Annotated in this window: 14 protein-coding genes; 3 read left to right on the top strand and 11 right to left on the bottom strand. The window is 61.7% G+C overall.

Translation table 11 applies throughout. The annotated features are described in order from the left end of the window. Positions 1 to 165 precede the first annotated feature (165 nt). The 6 genes from BM364_RS02690 to BM364_RS02665 all read right to left on the bottom strand — a co-directional run bounded on the left by BM364_RS02690 (position 166) and on the right by BM364_RS02665 (position 6,763). Positions 166 to 1,497 carry an SGNH/GDSL hydrolase family protein gene (locus BM364_RS02690; protein ID WP_175528432.1) on the bottom strand — a complete coding sequence of 444 codons (1,332 nt, stop codon included), beginning with the start codon at positions 1,495 to 1,497 and terminating at the stop codon, positions 166 to 168. A gap of 292 nt (positions 1,498 to 1,789) precedes the next feature. Then, entirely contained in the window at positions 1,790 to 2,812 is a 1,023-nt protein-coding gene (locus BM364_RS02685) for an acyltransferase family protein (RefSeq protein ID WP_092420558.1), read from the bottom strand. Beyond that, a complete protein-coding gene (locus BM364_RS02680; RefSeq protein ID WP_139232459.1) occupies positions 2,809 to 4,050 on the bottom strand; it encodes a lipopolysaccharide biosynthesis protein in 1,242 nt (413 codons plus the stop codon). Before BM364_RS02680 ends, BM364_RS02685 begins: the two co-directional genes overlap by 4 nt. Position 4,051: 1 nt before the next feature. Further along, a complete protein-coding gene (locus BM364_RS02675; protein WP_175528431.1) occupies positions 4,052 to 5,167 on the bottom strand; it encodes a glycosyltransferase in 1,116 nt (371 codons plus the stop codon). Continuing rightward, complete coding sequence (locus BM364_RS02670; RefSeq protein WP_092423794.1) at positions 5,164 to 5,955, bottom strand: WecB/TagA/CpsF family glycosyltransferase; 792 nt, start codon at positions 5,953 to 5,955, stop codon at positions 5,164 to 5,166. The genes BM364_RS02675 and BM364_RS02670 overlap by 4 nt, the downstream gene beginning before the upstream one ends. Before the next feature lie 181 nt (positions 5,956 to 6,136). Next, positions 6,137 to 6,763, bottom strand: coding sequence for a sugar transferase (locus BM364_RS02665; protein WP_092420549.1), 627 nt, complete (start codon positions 6,761 to 6,763; stop codon positions 6,137 to 6,139). 367 nt (positions 6,764 to 7,130) lie between these two features. On the opposite strand from BM364_RS02665, the gene BM364_RS02660 reads away from it, so the two are divergent. From BM364_RS02660 to BM364_RS02650, 3 genes are all read left to right on the top strand, one after another. After that, the gene (locus BM364_RS02660) at positions 7,131 to 8,957 is read left to right on the top strand and encodes a Wzz/FepE/Etk N-terminal domain-containing protein (protein ID WP_092420546.1); all 1,827 of its coding nucleotides are present in this window, start codon (positions 7,131 to 7,133) and stop codon (positions 8,955 to 8,957) included. Positions 8,958 to 9,053: 96 nt separating this feature from the next. After that, entirely contained in the window at positions 9,054 to 10,340 is a 1,287-nt protein-coding gene (locus tag BM364_RS02655; protein ID WP_175528430.1) for an ABC transporter substrate-binding protein, read from the top strand. Positions 10,341 to 10,404: 64 nt separating this feature from the next. After that, positions 10,405 to 11,472 carry a Gfo/Idh/MocA family protein gene (locus tag BM364_RS02650; RefSeq protein WP_092420540.1) on the top strand — a complete coding sequence of 356 codons (1,068 nt, stop codon included), beginning with the start codon at positions 10,405 to 10,407 and terminating at the stop codon, positions 11,470 to 11,472. A 21-nt stretch (positions 11,473 to 11,493) separates the two neighbouring features. Here the strand turns inward: BM364_RS02650 and BM364_RS02645 are convergent, their stop codons facing one another. The 5 genes from BM364_RS02645 to treZ all read right to left on the bottom strand — a co-directional run bounded on the left by BM364_RS02645 (position 11,494) and on the right by treZ (position 16,274). Further along, positions 11,494 to 12,633, bottom strand: coding sequence for a mandelate racemase/muconate lactonizing enzyme family protein (locus BM364_RS02645; protein WP_092420538.1), 1,140 nt, complete (start codon positions 12,631 to 12,633; stop codon positions 11,494 to 11,496). A 96-nt stretch (positions 12,634 to 12,729) separates the two neighbouring features. After that, positions 12,730 to 13,443, bottom strand: coding sequence for a GntR family transcriptional regulator (locus BM364_RS02640; protein ID WP_175528429.1), 714 nt, complete (start codon positions 13,441 to 13,443; stop codon positions 12,730 to 12,732). A 60-nt stretch (positions 13,444 to 13,503) separates the two neighbouring features. After that, a complete protein-coding gene (locus BM364_RS02635) occupies positions 13,504 to 14,127 on the bottom strand; it encodes an exopolysaccharide biosynthesis protein (RefSeq protein ID WP_092420535.1) in 624 nt (207 codons plus the stop codon). 67 nt (positions 14,128 to 14,194) lie between these two features. Beyond that, positions 14,195 to 14,389: a hypothetical protein gene (locus BM364_RS02630; RefSeq protein ID WP_139232458.1), complete on the bottom strand. Its 195-nt coding sequence runs from the start codon at positions 14,387 to 14,389 to the stop codon at positions 14,195 to 14,197. A gap of 88 nt (positions 14,390 to 14,477) precedes the next feature. Then, on the bottom strand, positions 14,478 to 16,274 hold the full coding sequence (gene treZ / locus BM364_RS02625) for a malto-oligosyltrehalose trehalohydrolase (protein ID WP_092420529.1): 1,797 nt from the start codon (positions 16,272 to 16,274) through the stop codon (positions 14,478 to 14,480). Between the last annotated feature and the right edge of the window lie 12 nt (positions 16,275 to 16,286).

The raw sequence follows: 16,286 nt of genomic DNA, 5'->3' as shown, positions 1-16,286 counted from the left end.
CTTCTCCGCATGGCGCTGAGGCAAGATTAGGAAGATCGAGAACTTAAGGCCGCAACGCCTTTAGGCAAGAAGCAAAACTATAGTGAGCAAACCGGATCGACTTGCTTGCAGAGAGTGGCCGCAGCCACTCCCTTCGGAAGAGTTAACGTTTATTTACTTACGTAATCACACGAGGCTGAAGAGATCAACTACTCCGGACGAAGAAATCGCGGCATAGCCGTAGGTTGAGGGATGAATTCCGTCAGTGGTCCACTTGCCAGCTGTGCCATCGACCTTCCAGCGGCCCGAATTCCGGGCGCTTTCCACCTGGTCGGCAACATCGAAAACCGCTGACAGGGGATGCCCGTCCTCGCCTGCCCTGATTGCCGCAGCGCCGGGCGCTGCCGACACGCCGGTGACGATGGGGGCGCCATCACGCAACCAGTCATTGAGGCGCTCACGCGTGCCTGCCCCGGACAGGACGAAGCCGGGGGACGGCGCCTGATTGGCAAGGGTCGCGAAGCTGTCGGTGCTGGTGGTGCTCGGGGTGATGGTCGTCTGGAACACGCGGCCGCCTGCGGGCATTCGGCTTGCAAGAATGCGCCAGAAGGCCAGCATATCTGACTGGACCTGGACGAGGCTGCGGCCCGAGCCAATATCGTTCAGCCCAAGACTGGACACTGCATTGCGCACATAGGCGAGCACAGAGAGACGCTTGGAATGGCTTTGCAGTGCCAATTGCAGCCGGTCCCCACTTTGCGACAGGTTGACGTAGCCATGGTGATTACCCAGGGCGCGCGCGATCATGCCGACATGGTCCGATGCATCGGCGCTATCCCCGACCCCCTCGCCGAGGCTATCGCCGAAAATGGCGGTGGCCTTGCCGCGCGTGCGGCCCAGAAGGGCGAGCGGCCAGAAACCGAAGGACTGGGCAGTGCCGGTGTGGGGCGCAAGCGTATAATCGGGCAATTCGCCCGTGCCCACATTGGCGCGCTCCCCATTGCCGGCAACCTGGCCGGTGGCCCCATTGTAAAAGATCACCGTAGCGCCGGCCGAGACCCAGATATTGGTCCAGAACTCGGCGCCATCGGGAATGTTGAGCGCAAGGAAGTCGGAGACGAGATAGGACCCGCCCGGCACGAGCCCGCGCACCGCATCATCGAACTTGAGCCGGTGGAACGTGCCGGCGGGATATTCGACTGACGCGCCGACGATGGAGCCGGCCACATTGGGATATTCGAACTTGGCGCCGGAGCGCTCCACATACCAGTTGGGCAGGACCATGGCGATCTCGGTGACCGCGCCGCGCGCCCTGTGGTGATTGCGGGCGCTGAGACCCTTGTTGCTGCCTGCTTTGGCATTGGCGAGGCGGCAATTTGTGGCAACCTGGCCAAAATACTGAGCGGACCCGAGCGGGAACAGCGCAGCATTGGCAGGCAGGGGATAGCCTTCGCGCAGCAGCGCAAAGAAGGCCGATTGCTCGGCGCCGAGTTCGGCAAGATCGGTGGTTTGAGCCATCATGACACCTGGTGAATGAGTGGACGGGAGCGGAACAGCAAGGAGCGTCCTCTCCATGTGAGGTAGTTCTGCCCCTGTGGGAGCGTGGGTGGGACCAGCAGTGCCGGCAAAGCGAGCGTGGACGATCTCAGTCCAAGACCGAGGCCGAACATCAGCTCGCTCCAGAAGAGGAAAAGATGGAATAGGCTTGAACACCTGCACCGGGTGCGAAAGGCATGACATCCTCCTGATTTCGTCGGAAACCAATTTTAGGAGGGGGTCGGCAAGCCGGGGATAGTTGCGCGGTTGGACCCTACGGTACCGGTCCGGTCACGCGGGCGTGCAGCGGCAGGAAAGGCGCAGCGAGGGACCTTGCGCGATGCCGAGCACTCAGGAAGGCGTCATGGAGCAGTGCCGGGACGAGAAGCGCCAGAAGGATCAGGATCGGCTCGCTTTCAACGCCCGCAAGGCGCAGGCCAAGATGAACGGCCTGATGCAGATACATGATGGTCAGCGACCTATGGCCAGCAAAGGCGAGCACAACCCGAAGGGGCGGGACGCCAAGGCCGAGGCGCGCAAGCAGCATGGTGGCGAAGGCAAGTCCGATGGCGGTGGCGACCCCCAGCAGGGGGACACCGAAATCTCCGAATTTCATGTCGGTATGCGGCGGCATGAGGAGGGCGAGCGGCACCAGGACCAGTGCCGAAAGCGCGATCCACAGGGGGTTGAGTGCTCCTCTGCGCTGTGCCCAGAAACCAACGAGAATGAGGACCGCCGCCATGGGCATGCTGCCCACCCCCAGCACCATGGTGGCTTCAGGCAGCAGAGCCGGAAGCGCATAGGCGCCGATAACGAGGAAGCCCACAAAGATGTGTCGCGCGGGAGACCCCATGTGGAGCGCGGCCTGGGCCAGAACAAGTCCGCCGAAAAGGCAGGGAACGAACCAGAACGTGCCGAACATGCCGCTCAAAACACTGCCGCCAAGGACGAGCTTGGCCAGGAGTATGGACCAGCGGTCGATGCCAAGCGCCGGCACGGGACCATGGAGCGCCGATACGGCAAGGGCGGGTAGGCCCAGGAGCACCAAAAAGCCAAGATAGGGCAGCAGCAGCGCGGTGAGCTTGCGCATGGCAAAGGCTGCAATTGGCCTTCCATGCAAAGTCATACCGGCAAGAAGGAAAAAGAGCGGTATATGGAAGGCATAGATGAAGCCCTTCAACTGCTCGGCGAGTGGCCAGCCGGAAAAGGCCAGAACGTGGCCCCACACGACAAGGACGATCCCGAGCCCTTTGGCGCAATCGAGCCAGGGAAGGCGTGTGGTGCCGCCCGGGATCATGCCGGCACGACCAGGCGCCTGCGGCTTTCAGCCCGGACGATCAAAAGCACCGTCGAGACGGTGAGCAGCACCGATGCAGCAAGCCCGGCATAGCTTGCAAGAACGATCTCAAGGCCCTCATGCCAGAGCAGGAAGCCCAGTGCCTGCAGGCCCACACCAAGTGCGATCAGCAGGGTGCGAGCCCGGAGATAACCGGCTCCCGACAGCGCGTCGGCGGTCAGCGACTGCAGCGCAAAAAGGACGAGTATCGGTGCCAGATGGGCGAGATAAAGCGTTGCCTGCCCGAACTGGGCGCCGAGAAGAAGCGGAATAGCCATGCCGCCGACCAGGAGGCCACCTGCTGACGCTATCGCCACCAGAAGCACGACCGGCAGGATGATGAGGGCAAATCGCAGCGTGGGGGCCATGCCGCCCCTGCCCTCGGCGAAGAAGCGCGGATAGGTGAGACGCAATACGGCCTGAAGTGGCAAGAGCCCCATCTGCACGAAGCGCTGGGCCACGCCATAAAGCGCCAGGGTCGCAGGATCGACAAGGGCGCTCAGCACCACGCGATCCACATTGTGCTGGCCTGCCCGCACCATCTGGCTGCCCATGAACCAGGTGCCGTCACGTAGACCCTCGGCCAGCAAGGCCCCGGACGGGGCGGGCGGATAGAGTTTTGCTGCGATGCTTGCTGCAGCCAAGCCTGTGACGAGAAGACCTGCGGCACTTGCGAGAGCCAGGGCTTCGAGCGAGATAAAGCCCAAGTGTAGGGCAAGGAGAACGGCCGGCAAGCGCGGCAGGGCCTGCATCAGACGGAAGCGATTGGCATGACTGAGGCGCCCCAAGGCGAGGGCGCTCTGTTCGGCATTGACGATGAGCCGCAAACCGCCGAGCTCGCAAAGGCCGATCGCAAAGATGATGGCGGGGCTGATCCGGTCGCCGATCACCAGCGCGGTGGCGAGCGCAAAAAGCGCGGCCGCGGGAAGAATGGTCAGACCGAGCATCTTCCGCATATGGGCGCGGGCTGCGGAAAAGCTGAGGGGATTCTGGGTCGTCCGCTTGACGAGGTAATCTCCCGCACCCCAGCCGACCAGCTCGAAGCAGAGCGGCGCCCAACTGAGGAGCGCCACATAAACACCATAGGCCTCAAGCCCCAGTACGCGGGCATAAATCGCGAACAGAACGAACTGGGCGAGCGCAGGCACCAGCATGGCGGCAAGGCTGAAAACATAGAGGCGGACGGGGCGCCGGACCACCTCATCGCGCTCCCACAAGGTGCTGAAACAGCGTTTCGTAGGCGTCGGCGGAACGCGCAACCGAAAAATGCCGCGCCCTTTGCCGCTGCTCCTGGGGATCAAAAGGTCGATCGAGGGCCCGGATCAAGGCCGAGCAGAGGCCTGCTTCATCGCCCACGGCCACAAGGGTGCCATAGCGGCCATCGGCGAGGATTTCTGCGGGTCCATCGGGGCAATCGGTGGAAACGATGCTGCAGCCAGCGCCGAGCGCTTCGACCAGCACATTGCCAAAGCCTTCCCAGATGGAGGTGAGCGCGAAAACATCGGCCTCGGCCAGGAAGGGCCGGATATCAGAACGGTAGCCGGGCATGGCGACATCGCTTTCAAGGCCGAGTTCATCAAGGAGAGCCTCTAACCGTGGCCGCTCTGGTCCTTCGCCAAGAATGATCAGCCGCGCCGGGCGCTGAGCCCGCACCAGCGCAAAAGCGCGGATCAGCGTTGCAAAATCCTTTTGCGCCATGAGGCGGCCGGCAGCGAGTATGACGGGCCTGTCCTTGTCAAGCAGCCAGGGGTGGAGCGCGGGACGATCCTTATTCCCGGCGTCGTCGCAAAAAGCAGGATTATAGATGACCCGGATCGTGTCGCGGGACAGGCGTGCGCTCTTTGCCAGGGCATCGGCGAGGCCCGCGGAGACGGCGACGATCGCATCGGCCAACGGATACACAAACGGCTGCAGGGTGAAAGCCGCCCGGTAACGCCAGGTGGGGGCGTGGCGCGCCTCCAAAACTGGATTGGACCGCTCGGAAATCACCAGCTTTGTCGGCACACGGGCAAGTGAAATTGCCGCAATGGCCGCGATATTGGTGGTGGGCATGGCGGTATAGAGCAGGTCGTAGCGCAGGGAGCTCAGGTGCACTGCCAGTTTCAGGATGGTTCGCGGGGTGGTGGCGCAGCCGAGACGGACAATGCCGATGCGCGGATCGGGCAGGTATTCGTCGGGCCTGGCGGCACGCGCGAGGATCAGGGTGACGCTATGGCCGCGCTCGACAAGGGCGCGGGCAAGTTCGACCATCATGTGCTCGACGCCGCCGAGTTCCAGAGACCAGAAAAAGAGCCCGATCCGCATGGCGCCGCTCACGATCGTTTCGTGGAGAAGCGCATGGCACCGCTGCGGCGCATGGCAAGGGCCTGCCGCAGGAGAAGGAAAATGAAGCGCGGGATGACAACGGCATAGCGCGGGCCCAACCGGCGCGGTTCGCTCAAGGCGCGGAACAGCCATTCAAGGCCATGCTCGCGCATCCAGCGGGGGGCCCGTGGCTTGAGGCCCGCGTGGAAATCAAAGGCCGCGCCAACGCCGCATAGGGTGAGCCCCGGCAACTGGTCGCGATGCCGATGCATCCAGATTTCCTGCTTGGGGGCTCCGAGGCCGATCCAGACGATGTCGGGCCGTGCAGCATTGATCCGGGCCAGCTGTGCCGCCGTTTCGGCCGGCGTCGAAATGCCCATGGGCCGCGCATCGGTGCCGACGATCTCGATGCCGGGATAGCGCACCAGCAACCGGGCGGCGAGCAGTTCGGCGACACCGGGACGTCCGCCAAAGAAATAGTGCCGCAGCCCGGTTCCGGCCGAACGGGAAGCGAGATAAGCCAGGAAATCCGGACCTGCCACGCGTTCCGCCGCCACGCCGAAGAGCAGCCTCCCGGCCCAAACCAGCGGCTGCCCGTCGGGCGCGACGATATCGGCTTGTGTCAACGCCTCGGCCATGCCGGGCTCGTCGTGACCGCGCACCAGGCCATGGGCATCGCTGAAACAAACAACGTGCGTTCTTGAGGAGCCGCGCCAGCTCTCGATGCGGCTGGCGAGATCCTGCAGGGACGTAACGGCAACGGGAATGCCGAAGAGAGAGAAGGCGGAGGGACAAGACATCGTAAAAGCTTTGCTCAATGGCGGGAGCGCGCCGTCCAGAAGGGAGCGGACTGCACCGCCGACAGCTTGGCCTTGAGCGCCACGGCAACAATGTTTGGCCTTGGCAGAAGAGACTTCGTCTTACGAACGCGCTTCAATGTGAACACATGCACCTCCCCTACAATAGATTATTTTGTACTTACTATTCCGAAAACTTGAAAAACTCTCTGCGCGCGGTGATCGCCAATATCTTCATGTCCAGGAGAAGTGAGAAATTCTGGATATAGGCAAAGTCATGGGCGATACGTGCGATCGACTTGTGGCGGTCGACGGTTGAACCGCGCAGGCCATGGCACTGGGCCCAGCCGGTGAGCCCGGGACGCATGCTGGTGCGGAACGCGTAGCCGTGGACCAGATCCTCGTAGACGACGCCCGCCGCGCGCATGCCGGGCACATGCGGACGCGGCCCCACCAGCGACATGTCCCCGATCAGAATATTCCAAAGCTGCGGCAGTTCGTCGATGCCCGACCGACGAAGAAATCGGCCCAGAGGCGTTACCCTCCCGTCATTGACAACGGCTTCGATCATGCCTGAGGGGTCGCCGGCTGCTGCGTGCATGGAGCGGAATTTCAGCGCCTCGAAAACGCGCCCGCCCTGCCCGACGCGTTTCTGCCGGAAGAGGACGGGGCCACCGTCACCGATCCGGATCAGGGCCCCGACTGAGAGCATCAGAGGCAAAAGCACGATCAGCGCGAGCGTGGCTGCGAACATATCGAACAGTCGCTTGAGGCCCAGTTGAACCTGTCGCACCCAAGTCTTGGCCGGCATGCTGGGTGCGGCTCCACTCCAGCAAATCGGCAAACCACCCAGCCCGTCCAGTTGCCTCGGAGGGGATGATGACTTCGCCTGGGCAGAGTCTATCGTGGACAGGAGAGATCCGGAATACTTCAGGCTCAGTTCCGACACTTCGCACCTCGGAGGTGAAACAGAAGCTTAATCGAAAATTAACTATTCCTAATTTCTCTTACATAGTTATACTGAGCTTCACAAGCGAGATAATTACCGCCGAACCAAGTAAACCGAGCGGCTGACAATTGCCTCTTCAAGAGGCCTGCGCACGCCTGTGCCGGCGAAGACTTCATTACGCGCGTAAGCATTGGTGCGGATGAGCTGATGCGTTGCGGGGGAGGCAGAAGTGCAGGCCTTGGACGAGGAACAGATCGATCTTCGCGCCGTTTTGGACCTGCTGCGCCGCAAGATCTGGCTGATCCTGATCGTGGCCTCTGCAGGCATGGTCGTTGCAGCCGGAGCGATCTCTGCCATGCCGCTGCGCTATACCGCGTCTGCCCTGATCCTGGTAGACACGGCTGGAAGAGATGTCCTCGATGGCGGGCGAGTGCAGCCCTCGGCAGGCTGGGACAATGCACGCGTGGAAAGCGAAGTGGAGATCCTGCGCTCCCAGCCAATCATGCTTGAGGCTCTCGAACGCAGCGACCTTCAGAGAGATCCGTCCTTTCAGCCTATGCCGGGCTGGGGCCAGCGCCTAAGCGCCATTTTTGGTGTTGGACCAGGAGTAGCCCCGACCGAGGCCGAAAAACGAGACACAGCAATTGAACGGCTTCGGAGCGCCCTCTTGGTTCAGCGGCGCGGCCTGACCTATGTGATCGCGGTCAATGCAACTGCGGATGCGCCACAGCTGGCAGCCCGGATGGCCAATGCCGTGGCCGAAGCCCATATCGCGCTCCAGACCGAAGACAAAGAACGCGGCATACGCATGACACTGACGCTGCTCGAGGCGCGCCTCTCGCAGGCTGCCTCAGATCTCAACAGCAGCAAGGCAGCGCTCGATATCTTTTTGCACCGTACGCTGCCGCTGGCGGCAGAGAGGGAAGAACGGCCGGACGCGGCTCAAGCGACAGCCGGCGGATTCCACGGCGAGCTGGTTTCTTCCGACAGCATAGGACAGCAGGATACGGGCGCGGGCGAAGCGATCGTTGCGACGGATTTGCCGCCAACCATGCTGGCGAGCTTCTTCGCGCTGCAGGAAAGCGTGGAGCTAGCGCAAAGCAATTACCGGCAGCTTCTCAAGCGCACCAATGAATTGCGGCTCGACGCGGAACTGCAGATTGCCGACAGCCGCATCATCGCCGCCGCCGCACTTCCCTCAACACCTTCTTCGCCAAGCCGGCGGCTGCTCCTTGCGCTCGCCTTTGTGGCGTGCCTCGGGATCGGCGTTGGCTCCGCCTTTGCAAATGATGCGCTGACCGGCGGATTCACCTCTCAGGAGCAGATGGAAGCGACAACGGGTCATCCGGTGCTGACGAGCGTGCCCATAGAAAAGATGGCGCCAACAGGCGCCGCAAGCCTTGCCGATAGCGTCGTTCTTGCTCCGCGCGCTCCTTTCGCCGAAGCCATGCGACACCTGCAGCTTGGGCTCGACCAAACGCTCGGCAGCGGTCAGGGCGTGATTGCGGGCAAGGTGATCTTGGTGACTTCGGCCATGCCGCGCGAAGGCAAGACGACCTCTGCTCTTGCCCTGGCTCGCACCTATGCGCAGGCCGGAAAGCGCGTGATCCTGGTTGAGGCCGATCTCAGGACCCCTGAACTGCACCGGCATCTGGGTGAAACCGGCCACGGTGGCCTCGTCGATTTCCTGCTCGGCGATGAGGGCGGAGGCGCCCAGAAGCCGCTGGTAACGGCTGACCCGATGAGCGGCGCCTGGACTATCCTGGGCGCAGCGGGAAAGGAGAACGGGGCGGAGCGGCTCCTCGCCGGCAGGGGGTTTGCGGCGCTGATGGACACGGCGCGACGCCACTATGACATCATCCTCGTCGACACCCCCTCTGTCAGCCTTGCAGCCGATGGCGCCTATCTCCTCCGCTATGCCGACGCCGTTCTAGTCCTTGTGCGCCACGCACTCACCCCCCAGCGCAGCCTATTGCGGTCTTTGACACTGCTCGAGCGCGCCAATTTCGCCCAGGTCCCCATCGTGCTTACCCTTGTTGCATCGCCCAACGCGTGAGACGAGGTGTCTGCAACAAACGCAACCAGCCAGTCATCCACTATTCACTCCACCTGACAATCTGATATACCAGATTTCAAAGAGGAGGAGATGACGATGGTGAAACTGACACGCCGTGCCTTTACGGGAGCGAGTTCGGCGGCTTTGGCTGCGATGCTGCTGCCCCGAGGTGCGTTCGCACAGAACGAGACCCTGCAGCTAAGCTGGTGGGGCAACAATGAGCGCAGCGATCGCACTTTCCGCGTGATTGATCTCTTTGAAGAGGCCAATCCAGGAGTTTTGATCGCCGGACAATCTCTGCCCGGTGGAGGCGATTACTGGACTTGGCTTGCCACGCAGACGGCAGGAGGAAATCCGCCGGACGTGATCCAGATGGATTACCGCTATATCTTCGAATATGCCGGACGCAATGTGCTGCTGCCGCTTGATGAACTGATCGGCTCCGCCATCGATCTTTCCAACTGGCCGGATGAGCGGATCGAAATCGGCCGGGTGGACGGCAAGGTTTATGGGATCAGCCTTGGCGCCAATACGGGTGGACTGATCCTGAACCAGACTGCGTTCGAGGAGGCTGGCATCACTCCCCCAAAGATTGGCACGAGCTGGGAAGAGTTCGGCGAAATCTGTGCCGAGCTGACCAGCAAGACCCCGCGCTCAGCATATTATGGCACCCAAGATGCCAGCGGGCATGAAATCTCGTTCGAAACCTATCTGCGGCAGCGTGGCAAAGCGCAATATTCGTCTGAAGGCGGACTGGGTTTCGAGGTCGACGACGCCCTGGCCTGGTTCACGCTTTGGGCAGAGATGCGCACCTCGGGCGCATGCGCTCCCGCCGATGTGCAAGCCCTCTCCCAAGGCAATGTCGATACGAGCCTTGTCACGACGGGCCGGGCAGCCTCCGGCATTGCCCAATCCAACCAACTGGTATCCTACCAGAATTCCAATCAGGACCAGCTCGACATGGTAAGCTTGCCCGTTCTGCCAGGCGGCCAGCCGGGGCAATACCTCAAGCCCTCGATGTATTTCAGCGTCAGCGCGCAAACGAGAAATCCCGAACTGGCAGGACGTTTTCTCGACTTCTTCCTCAACAACCCAGAAGCCATGCAAATTCTGGGCGTGGAACGTGGCGCGCCCGAGGACCCGGCAACACGCGCTGCCATCGCACCGGATCTCGACGCAGCCTCCCAGGCGGCCTTGGCCTATCTCGATGCCATTGCAGAGCTCGTCGGCCCCCTGCCCCCGGCACCCCCAATGGGTGCAGGCGAAGCGACGACCGTGCTCGGCACGATCTCGGAGGAAGTGGCGTTCGGCGCCAAATCCGTCGAACAGGGCGCGAGCGATCTCGTTGCCGGAATGGCGGACGCGCTGACCCGCGGCACCTGACCAATGCGGGCCCGTCGCATCGGCGGGCCCTCCCCTTGACTTTGGATCTGCGGAAGACTGAGCGGTGGCTGTGAAATTACGCGTAGGGATCGTCGGCTGTGGTGCTGGCCGGACCCATCTTGTCGAAGGCTATACGCCCAATTCCGACCGGTTCGACGTGCTTGCCCTTTGCGACCTTGATCCGCGAAGGCTGGCGGCGGTTGCCGACGAATTCGGCATAGGTCGGCGAACGCTGGATTTTGCCGAACTGCTGGCCATGGACGATATCGATGTCATCGATATCTGCACCCCGCCGGCTGTCCATCTCGAGCAGGTTCTCGCCGCTCTTGCCGCCGGCAAGCATGTGGTGTGCGAAAAGCCTCTTGTCGGCTCCCTGGCCGAGATCGATCAGATCATCAAGGCGGAGGCGAAAGCCGCTGGCCGGCTGATGCCGGTGTTTCAGTATCGCTATGGCAATGGCATCGCCAAGGCCAAGGCGGTGATCGACGCGGGACTGGCCGGCAAGCTCTATGCAGGCACGGTCGAGACCTTCTGGAAGCGCGGCCCCGAATATTATGCCGTTCCCTGGCGCGGAAAATGGCACACCGAGCTCGGCGGGGTGCTGATGGCCCATGCCATCCATCCGCACGACATGCTGACCTATCTTGCCGGTCCCGTTGCGCGTGCCTTTGGCCGCGTGGACACACGTGTCAACGCCATCGAGGTGGAAGATTGCGTTTCCGCCTCGCTCAGAATGGCTGACGGCGGACTTGTCTCGCTAACGGCGACGCTGGGCTCGGCCGACCAGATCACGCGCATTCGCCTTGCCTTTGAGCATCTGACGATCGAGAGCGACCATGCGCCCTACCGGCCCGGCGAGGCGGATTGGCAGATCAGGGGCCGCACGCCTGAAACGGAAGAAAAGATCGCGGCGACGTTGGCCGATTGGCAATATGTGCCCTCGCGCCACACGACCCAGCTGCGCCTCTTTCACGAGGCGATCACAACAGGCGCGCCTTTGCCTGTGACGACGGCCGATGCGAGAAAGGCGCTCGAGCTGGTCACCACGATCTACCATTCGGCGCGCACTGGCCACGACGAAGCCCTGCCTATCGGGCCCGATCACCCGCTTTATCGCAGCTGGGCCCCTTAGCGCTGCAGCGGCTTTCTTGCCTCAGGGATAGGCGGTCGAGCCATCGGGCTTGCGCGTGACCTTGCGCTCCCAGTGGATGTAGTCGTCTGTTGCGAGCACCTTTTCGTCGATTTCGATGCCCCAGCCGGGCCGGTCGGGCCGCAACTCCATATGGCCATCGACCGGAATATAGGGATCGATGGCCCAGGGCGCATGGATATGGGGCTTGAACTCGAGAACCTTGAAATTCGGCTGCGCGGCGGCGAAGTGGATATTGACCGCGGTGGCGAGCGGACCCATGGGGTTGTGCGGTGCCACCGTGGCATAGTGAGCCTCGGCAAGCGCTGCGATGCGGCGCATCTCGCTCAGGCCGCCCACGACGCAGATATCGGGCTGGATGATGTCGGCTCCCTGAGCGGACAGGAGCGAGAGAAACTCGAAGCGATTGTAGAGCGACTCCCCGGTGGCGAGCGGCACGGTGACCTTGGACTTGAGCTCGCGCCAGGCCGGGATATGCTCGGGGCGGATCGGCTCCTCGTAGAAATAGGGATCGTGAGATGCGATTGCCTGCGCCAGCTGCACGGCCTGATATGGCTCGAAAATCTTGGCATGGGCATCGAAAGCGAATTCGAAATGGCTGGGGGTCAATGCGCGCACCCGACCGAAGTAATCGCCCGTCTCCTTGACGAGTTCGCCCCAGCGGCCCGCATGCAGGTCTCGCCGGTAGGGGCTGAGCTTGAAGGCGGTATAGCCGTATTTCTCGTGGAGTTCGCTTGTCTGATCGAGCGCATGTTCAGGATCGGGCGCGGTATAGACGCCGCAATACACCTTGACGCGATCGCGGACATGACCGCCAAGCAGCATGTAGACGGGCAGGCCCGCAGCCTTCCCTGCAATATCCCAAAGGGCGTGGTCGATCACGGATATCGCTGCAAGGCCCAGAGCGCCCGGCGGAAAACGGCACTGCTGGTTGAGCTTGAGCACCAGATATTCGACGCGTCGGGGATCCTCGCCCACAAGATAGTTGAACATATACTCGAGCAGCGGCGGCAACGCCCAGTCGGGCCCGTGATTATAAGCTTCGCCCCACCCGGAAATGCCCTCGTCCGTCTCGATCTTGACGAGCAGGCGCGGCCGGTCGTCGACGCGCTGCATGAAGGTTTTGAGTGCGGTGATCTTCATGATGGTCCTTCAGCAGGAGACGAATACGCCGCTGCGTGAAATATCAGATTTCATCTATGCGGGAAAGCATTAGTGGCGGAAAGAGACGAGCGGGGGCTACTGGCTGGAAGACAGATCAACCGCAGGAGAGGTGCGGTTGCCGAAAACCAGGCGGATATAGACCTCGCCAGAGCGCATGACATGGTTGCGCATGGTGCGTTCTGCTTCATCGATGTCGCCGGTCAAGATGGCAGTGCCGATGCCGGTATGCTCGGCCAGCGCCAAGGCCTTTTCCGCACCATCGGAATGGATGACGCGGCGGGCACTGGCATCATAGAGCCGCTGTTTGCCGATCAGCCCACCGAGATAGAGGCATTCGGATGCGCGATGGATGCGATCGTGGAAAGTTTCGTTCTGCGCGATCAACAGATCCGGATCATCGCCGCCGGTGGCTTTCGTCATATCGGCGATGGCTGCGCGAAGGCTTTCCCGCCCGGCTTCATCGATGCGTTGCGCGGCAAGGCGCGCGATCATGGCTTCGAGGGCTGCGCGGGCCAGGATCATCTCCTCGGCCCAAGTGCGCCCATAAAGAACCACGACGCCACGGCGCGGCAGCGTGCGCACGAGCCCTTCGCTTTCGAGCTGGCGAATGGCTTCCTTGAGAGGCGTCGTGCTGACACCAAGTTCCTCGGCAAGCTGGCGTTCGTTGAGGCGGGTCTCGAAAGGATAGCGCCCGGCGATTATGGCGTGCCGCAGTGCCTTGTGGACATGATCGCGCAGCGTCAGCGACAGGCTGGGATCGAGCGCGTCTAATTTGCCGAACGTGTTCAATGGGCCCTCCAGCTTTTGATATATCAAGCTAGGGCTGCTGAGGAAAGCAGTGTCCTTGCCCTAGAACAGGATCATCCAGCCAATCGAGAGGATGGCGAGGACGAAGGCAATCCAGGCGAGCGCCAGAAGGCCGTCGCGTACGGTAATGGCGAGGGCATAGAGCGCGATGATGCTGGCGCCCCAGGTGGAGGTGAAGGGCACGACTTCCATGATGGGCATGACGCAACCAACGAGAATGCACACGATGGCACCGAGACGCCGGAAAAGCGGACCGGCCGTGGCCGAAGCACGTGGCTTTGCGACCTTATCGACGACGCGTCCCGCCGGAGACAGGAAGCGCAAGAGCTTCTCGCCATATTTGCTTGGGATGCATCGGTTGGCGAGCCAGCGGGGCAACCACAGGTCTTCCCTTCCGAGGGCGATCTGACCGGCCACGAGGATGGTGTTGAGGCCAACCATGGTCGGCAGGCCGGGAATGATGCTGAGAGGGGAAATCACGACCAGGGCGGGGATCAGCAGAACAGGTCCGGCAGCCCGGCGACCGGCAACCTTGCGGACAAGATCGACCGATACGTCCTCACCCTGTTCGATGCGGGTACGGAGCTTGTCGATCAGCTCGGTCAGCTTCCCATCCTGACTGGATTGAGAAGAAGCAGGCGCGGCAATGCCGGCGACTTCAGCCATGGGCTTCTGCCGCGCGGCAGCCTATCCAATCGAGCGGCGATGTCACTGCCATGGCCTTGCCGTCCATTCAGTGCAGCGTTTCGGGCGGCAGGGTGGAGCCGAGAGCACTGATGCAGTAAACGCCAGAAGCGGCCTGTTCCGCGAGTCCTAGATTGATCAGTTGCTCAGCCAGTTCGCGTGGCAATATGCAAGGCCCACGCTGACACAGAAGCGATACGGCGCTGCGTTGCGATGCAGTAAGATCCTTCCAGTTCAGGTTCATGTCATCCTCCATTCGCAAAAGCGTCAAGATTGGCGGCGGACAAAGGTTCCGCAACTGACACGGCCATCATGCAGGTTTAAGCAGCTGCTCAGACTTCAATGGTCCACAACACGGTCCAGGGCCCCAGGCGCCCCTCTTCGGCAAAGCCTTCAAGGTATATGCGGCGTCCCTCGATGGGGGGAACGTTGTCCTGCGTGTCATTGGCGAGGTTGGCATAAAGCCGCAACAGCGATCCGTCGCCCATGCGCCAACTGACCAAAACGCATTTAAGCCCCAGCACCTCGTAGTCCGAGGAGAAGCCCTCCAGCCCCTTGAGGCGCGGCACGATCTCCCTCTTCCGCAGGTCGATGAGGGCGCGATAATGTCCAAGCCAGGACGCATGAGGCTCGATCAACACATCGTCCCAATCGAGCTTGGCCGAGCGGAAGGTCTTGACGCTTGTGGGGTCAACAGTTTCCTCGACATCGGGCTTGGTCGGATCCTCATGCTCCGGCGTGTGCTTGAGTTCTTCCTGCCGGCCCTTACGGACAGCTTCGCGCATATCTGGCGGCACATCGGAAAAGAAGGGGAACGGCTGGCGGCTCGCCCATTCCTCGCCCTGGAACAGCATGGGGATTTGCGGAGACACAAGATAGATCGCCATCAAGGCCTTGACCGCGCTCTGCTCGGCAATCCGGGTGATGCGATCGCCCTTGACGCGATTGCCGACTTGGTCATGGTCCTGCATGTAGACAACAAACGAGGTCGCTGGCAGCCCTTCGCTCGGCTCGCCCCGCCGCATGCCTTCATGCGGCTTCATCTCGCCCTGGTAGGCAAACCCTTCGGCAAGGGCACGGCCAAGTTTGTTGCACAGCTCCTCGACCACTTCGAAATCGGCATAGTAGCCGGTGTTTTCGCCCGTGGCTGCCGCATGGAGCAGATGATGGACATCATCGTTCCATTGCGCCGTATAATGGACGGGTTCGGCACGGGAGTTGCGGCGGAGCCAGAGTTCCTGATTGTCGGAATTTTCCACGATCAGGTGCGTGTAGCAATGGGGGCGCGAGGCCCTGATGCGCGCGGCGAGCAGTTCGAGGATATGGCTCGTGCTGTCGTCCTCGATCGTATGGACGGAGTCAAAGCGCAAGCCATCGAGGTTGAACTCATTGGTCCAGTAAAGAGCGCTTTCGACTGCGAGCTCGCGAACCACCGCTGCATCGGGTCCGTCATAATTGATTGCTTCACCCCATGGGCTTTCGTGGCGCTTGGTGAAGATCGGTGCGATGGCGGGAAGGTAGTTCCCGTAGGGTCCGATATGATTGTAAACCACATCGAGAAAGACCATCAGCGAATGGCGATGGGCGGCATCGACAAAGGCTTTTACGTCTTCGGGCCGTCCGTAATTGGCGGTGGGTGCGAACCAGAGCGCCCCGTCATACCCCCAGTTGAATTTGCCGTAGACCTCGTTGATGGGCATGATCTGAATGGCCGTGATGCCGAGATCGACGAGGTAGTCGAGCTTGCCGATAGCCGCTGCAAATGTGCCTTCTGGCGTGAAGGTGCCGATATGCAGCTCATAGATGACGGTTTCTTCCCAAGGCCGCCCCTTCCAATCGCGATCGGTCCACTCGAAGCTGCGCGGGTCGATAACTTCGCTGAAATCGTGAATGCCGTTCGGCTGATGGCGTGAGGCGGGATCGGGAATTTCCTGACCATCGGGCAGAACGAACTTATAAAGATCCCCAGCCTTGACGCCATCCACATCGAGCCGGTGCCAGCCATCGTCGACCGCTTCGAGATCGATCAACTTGCGCCGTCCCTTGATGCGCAGCTGCATGGTCTTGCATTTGGGTGCCCAGATCTTGAACCGCGTGCCTCCATTACGAACCTCGGCGCCGAAACGCATCTTGTGAGAGCG

The sequence above is a fragment of the Devosia crocina genome (genome assembly GCF_900116545.1).
Lineage (GTDB): Bacteria > Pseudomonadota > Alphaproteobacteria > Rhizobiales > Devosiaceae > Devosia > Devosia crocina.
The sequence above is the reverse complement of the archived record's forward strand: the minus strand, read 5'-3'. Positions and strand labels throughout refer to the sequence as shown.